Annotated in this window: 3 protein-coding genes; 2 read left to right on the forward strand and 1 reads right to left on the reverse strand. The window is 47.8% G+C overall.

The features are described from left to right. Positions 1-33 precede the first annotated feature (33 nt). Positions 34-1662 (reverse strand): hypothetical protein, encoded by a 1629-nt coding sequence (locus KDK18_RS05310; protein ID WP_257253728.1) that lies wholly within the window; start codon positions 1660-1662, stop codon positions 34-36. 511 nt (positions 1663-2173) lie between these two features. On the opposite strand from KDK18_RS05310, the gene KDK18_RS05315 reads away from it, so the two are divergent. Both KDK18_RS05315 and KDK18_RS05320 read left to right on the forward strand, forming a co-directional pair. Next, on the forward strand, positions 2174-3229 hold the full coding sequence (locus KDK18_RS05315) for a hypothetical protein (RefSeq protein WP_257253729.1): 1056 nt from the start codon (positions 2174-2176) through the stop codon (positions 3227-3229). A 256-nt stretch (positions 3230-3485) separates the two neighbouring features. Further along, positions 3486-4343 carry a hypothetical protein gene (locus KDK18_RS05320; protein ID WP_257253731.1) on the forward strand — a complete coding sequence of 286 codons (858 nt, stop codon included), beginning with the start codon at positions 3486-3488 and terminating at the stop codon, positions 4341-4343. Positions 4344-4403 lie beyond the last annotated feature (60 nt).

Here is a 4403-nt window from a genome sequence, read left to right on the forward strand (position 1 = left end):
CACGGCTGGACATCCTCGCCGATTATGATAAGGTCACAAGTTTGCTGCCCGGCTGTGGTATCTGGATTTGTGATCCTGCAGAGCTCTGGCATTTCTGCAGAGTTTCCCGCATGGCCGGGGCTGGCCATCCTCGCTGATTATGGTCTCGTCACAGGTTTGTTGCCCGGTGTGGTATCTCAATCTATGATCGCTCAGTGCTCTGGCATTTGTGAGGATAGCCCCGCATGGCCGCAGCTGGCCATCCTCGCAGATTAGGGTCTCGTCACAGGTTTGTTGCCAGCTGTGGCAGCTGCTTCTGTGAATCGACAGGGCTCTGGCATTTGGGCAGACCCTCCCGCATGGCCGCCGCTGGCCATCCCGACCGATGACGGTCTCGCCACAGGTTTGTTGCCCGGTGTGGTGTCTGCTTCTGTGAATCGACAGGGCTCTGGCATTTGGGCAAACCCTCCCGCATGGCCGCCGCCGCTGGCCACCCTCGCTGATTACTATCTCCTCACAGATTTGTTCCCCGCTATGGTGACATCTGTATCTATGACTTGACAGGGCTCTGGGATTGTTAAAAGCCCTCCCGCATGGCCGCAGCTGACCATGTTCGCCGACTATGGTCACGTCACAGATCATTCGCCCGCGTCTCGTAGTGTTAACGAAAGAGCTCGTTTGTGAGGAACCGATGCCAGAGGGCTCGTTATGAGGAGCTCGTAAGTCCCGATGTGCCCCTGCGTTTGCTGTAAAATCCGGTGATTGTGCTAAAAAATACAGGCTTGCTCTGCAATATGGGCAGGTTTTCGCTGACAGTTGTGAAGGGCTCAAAAACACCTTTCGTAAACAGTCTGTGTCAATTTGCTGCGAACAACAGGGGGTAACAGTCACATTTTTAAACGTCATAAAGCATATAGGGCACTCACCTGCTCCAACCAGATCTTCTTTAACGGGTGGTGGTCGGAATCGACAAACGCCATGACAGTTATCTACGTAACAATTGAAACCGAAAGTATGCTGCTGTTGTTGTTCGGGGTTTTCGCTACCACCGCCAGAGTCAGAATGCGGGTAACTTGTGACAATGCCTTTAACTTGGGTGTTTGTCCCTGAGGTTTGCTGGGTGGATAAGTTGGATGACTGGCCTTGTTTTGGGTTATTTCTGGGACCAAACGTCATGGTGTTGATCGCAAACGGGTGATCCTGATTCGCCTCTGGTTGTCCCATGGGGTTAAACATCGGTGAATTGAGGTTCCAATAGCTGTTTAACAGCGAGCCAACAGCGATAAACGTTTCTAAAGTTAGCCGGGAATAAGTTTTGAAGTCTGGAGAGGTGTCATTGGTGGTCAGAGCCAGTTCATAAGCAACCAGCAGCGGAGTGGCACAAAGCAAATGCCACGAAATCGACTCAATAAGGGTTGTTGTTAATCCGTAACCATTAAGTCCATGTCGTTTGTCATCAGCCGGAAAATCCGGGTCGTTGAAACCGTTTGTACCCTCAATGTCCGGCGAGCTGCCCGACAATGTATTCAGGTCGGGCTTTATAGAAAAGATATGATCCGGAGAAACTGAACCACGATCCGGCACAAATTCGACAACAAAACGTCCTGTTAAGTTTTCGGCCTTGCAAATGACAGACAACGGGAACAACAACAAAAGAAACACCGTGGAGAGGGTTTTGTTCATCGTTAAATCCATACATTTTTATCCAGCTATGTGCAAAGTAGCCTAACAACAAGATAAGTATGCATTCCTGACCTCTTCCAATATGAAATGAGCGTGCATCTGGCCGATTGTTCAGGATTATGGGCTTAAGATAATCATGCACAAGGTTGATCAAAACCCTTCGGCAGGTCGAGGCATCAGTTCAGTAAGCTCTTAACATCGAAGCAGAACACGACTCAAAAGAATCAGTAAACAGTCGGCTACAACCGCTCTCAAATCGGGATGGTCTGCTCATTTCCAGAAACTTGTTTTTGAGCAGCATTTCTAACGCTTATCCTTTTTAAAAGCAGCGGTTTTAAAGTTATCTATACTGGTCTGCAGAATAAATCAGGCATTGGACGTTTCGATGGTTAGAGACCGAATTGGACAGCATAGAATTTTAAAGATACTCATCGTTTTTTTTGTGCTTCTTGGGCACAGTCATTTACAGGCCGGCACAAAAACATTCAGATGCACCGTAGCAGGTCTGAGCATGGCGGTATTTACGTTTATGGTATTGTGGGATGCTTCTACTATGGAAGATGACTTTATCTCTTTTGTTACCAGAAGGCGGGCAGCTATGGGCTATCCAGTCCAGTCTATGTTTCAGGGCGTGGAGAATTATCGACCTAACCGATGGATTATTGCCAGTAAACTGATCGGTGAAACAGAGGGACCAAGGTTTGTTAAGCTGTCTGATGTAGAATTCTGGTGGAGTCTCTTTCCTTTTCAAGTGGACCCGAAAGTGACGAACCTGTTCAACCATCTTGAAAAGGATTACCAAAGATGGAAGAGCCTCACTCAGGCCAAATCAGAAGATTTACCTTCTGATTTTCTGCACTACTCGTCCCTGGTCGCCAGCAACTGTGAAGCCATTCAGATTAATAGTAATACTGCTGACAATAACCTTAAGGCATTCCATGGAGGCGATTACCTGAATAGCCGCATGCTCTGTCAGAACTGGCTGGGTGACTTTATTAAATGGCATGCCTATTTTGCCAGTCGCTACAACAAGTCAATCCCGGTGGTTCTGGTGCCTGACTGGCGTGAAGGAAAGGAAGCCATCCCCGACGAATCGACGCTGAGCAGGCTGGTCGGAGGCCATTTCCATGGCAGTGTCGCTTACTTGTTTAATGCCTATTATGACTTTCGCAAGTTGAGTTCACTCTATGGCAATTCTGATCAGGAGTTAGTTGTGGTAACAGATCGACCCAGTTATCAACTGAACAGGGTCAGTCGTTGGCCATCGTGGTTTTATAGCATCTTCCTGCCAGAGCCTTTCTGGTTAGAACATACACCTTGTGATCCAATGGCTGGCGGATGTCGTTTCAAAAATTTTTCCGGGAGTGAGGAGAAAGTGACTCCCTACCTGCTGAGTCATCCCGACACGGGAAAGCAGATTCTTATATTTCATCATGGTGAGACCCTCGTCGCCTGGTCTCTGGGTACATCCTGGTCATCGAAAAATAAAGTGGTTTCAAGGCGGGCAAAAAACAATCAATTTGAGCTGAATCTGATCGAAGCTTTTGAATTCGGTGCAACGAAGTAAATGTTCGTCTATAACAGCGCCAAATTCGGGATTTTTTGCTGATTCCCAGGGAATGTTTTGCTCTTAATCATGTGGGCAGCATTTCTAACTCTTATTCTTTTTAAAAGCAGCTGCTCTAAAGTTATCTATACTGTTCGGCATTATAAATGACGCATTGGACACATTGATGGTTAGATACCGAATTGGACGGCAAAGCATTTTAAAGATACTCATTGTTTCTTTTGCGCTTTCCGGGCACACTCATTTACAGGCCAAGATGAGAACAGCATGCAGCGACACTATTGTAGCTCTGGGCATGATGGCAGGCTTGTTAGGATTGGGAATAGGGCTATCGTGCTATCTTTCTGAGGAAGAGGAATTCGTTTTTTATGCCAGTAAAAGACGGGCATTTGCGAGACGGCCTGCACACCCTTTATATGTAGGCGTGCTGAATTATCAAACTGACCGTTGGATTGTTGCCAGCAAAGTGGTCGGTTTTCCAGAAGAACCAAAATTCTTTAGGCTGTCTGCCATAGAACACTGGTGGAGTCACTTTGACGCAGATCAGAGACTGAAAAGCCTGTTCAGTCATCTCGAAAAGGATTACCAGAGATGGAAGCGTCTCTCTACGATAGAACGAGAAAATGTGCCTTCTTCTTTTCTGCGCTACTCGTCCCTGATCGCGAGCAACTGTGAAGCCATTAATACAGCCGGCAGAACCATTAGGGCGTTCCATGGATCTGAAGACGATTATCTGAATAGCCGCGTGCGCTGTCAGAACTGGCTGGACCTCTTTATTCAATGGCATCCCTATTTTGCCAGTGACTTCAATAAGTCAATTCCGGTAGTTCTGGTGCCTGATTGGCAAGGAGGAGAGAGGGTTCTGTACGACTCGACGCCGAGTACAGTGATCGGCGGCCATTTGCAGAGCACGGTAGCTTATCTGTTTAATGCCAATTATAACTTTCGCCGCAGGTTGGAGTCACTTTATACCGGCTCTGATCAGGAGTTGATTGTGATTACGGATCGACCCGGTTATCAGCTGAGCAGGATCAGCTGGGGGGGGCTGGAGCCAGTACAATGCCTTCCTGCCAGATCATCGCAAGATGTCCTGGACAGAACATGTCCCCTGTGATCCGGTGACAGGGGGCTGTCGCTTTAAAAATTTCTCCGGGTGTGCGGAACAAGTGACTCC

Source organism: Endozoicomonas sp. SESOKO3 (assembly GCF_024606255.1).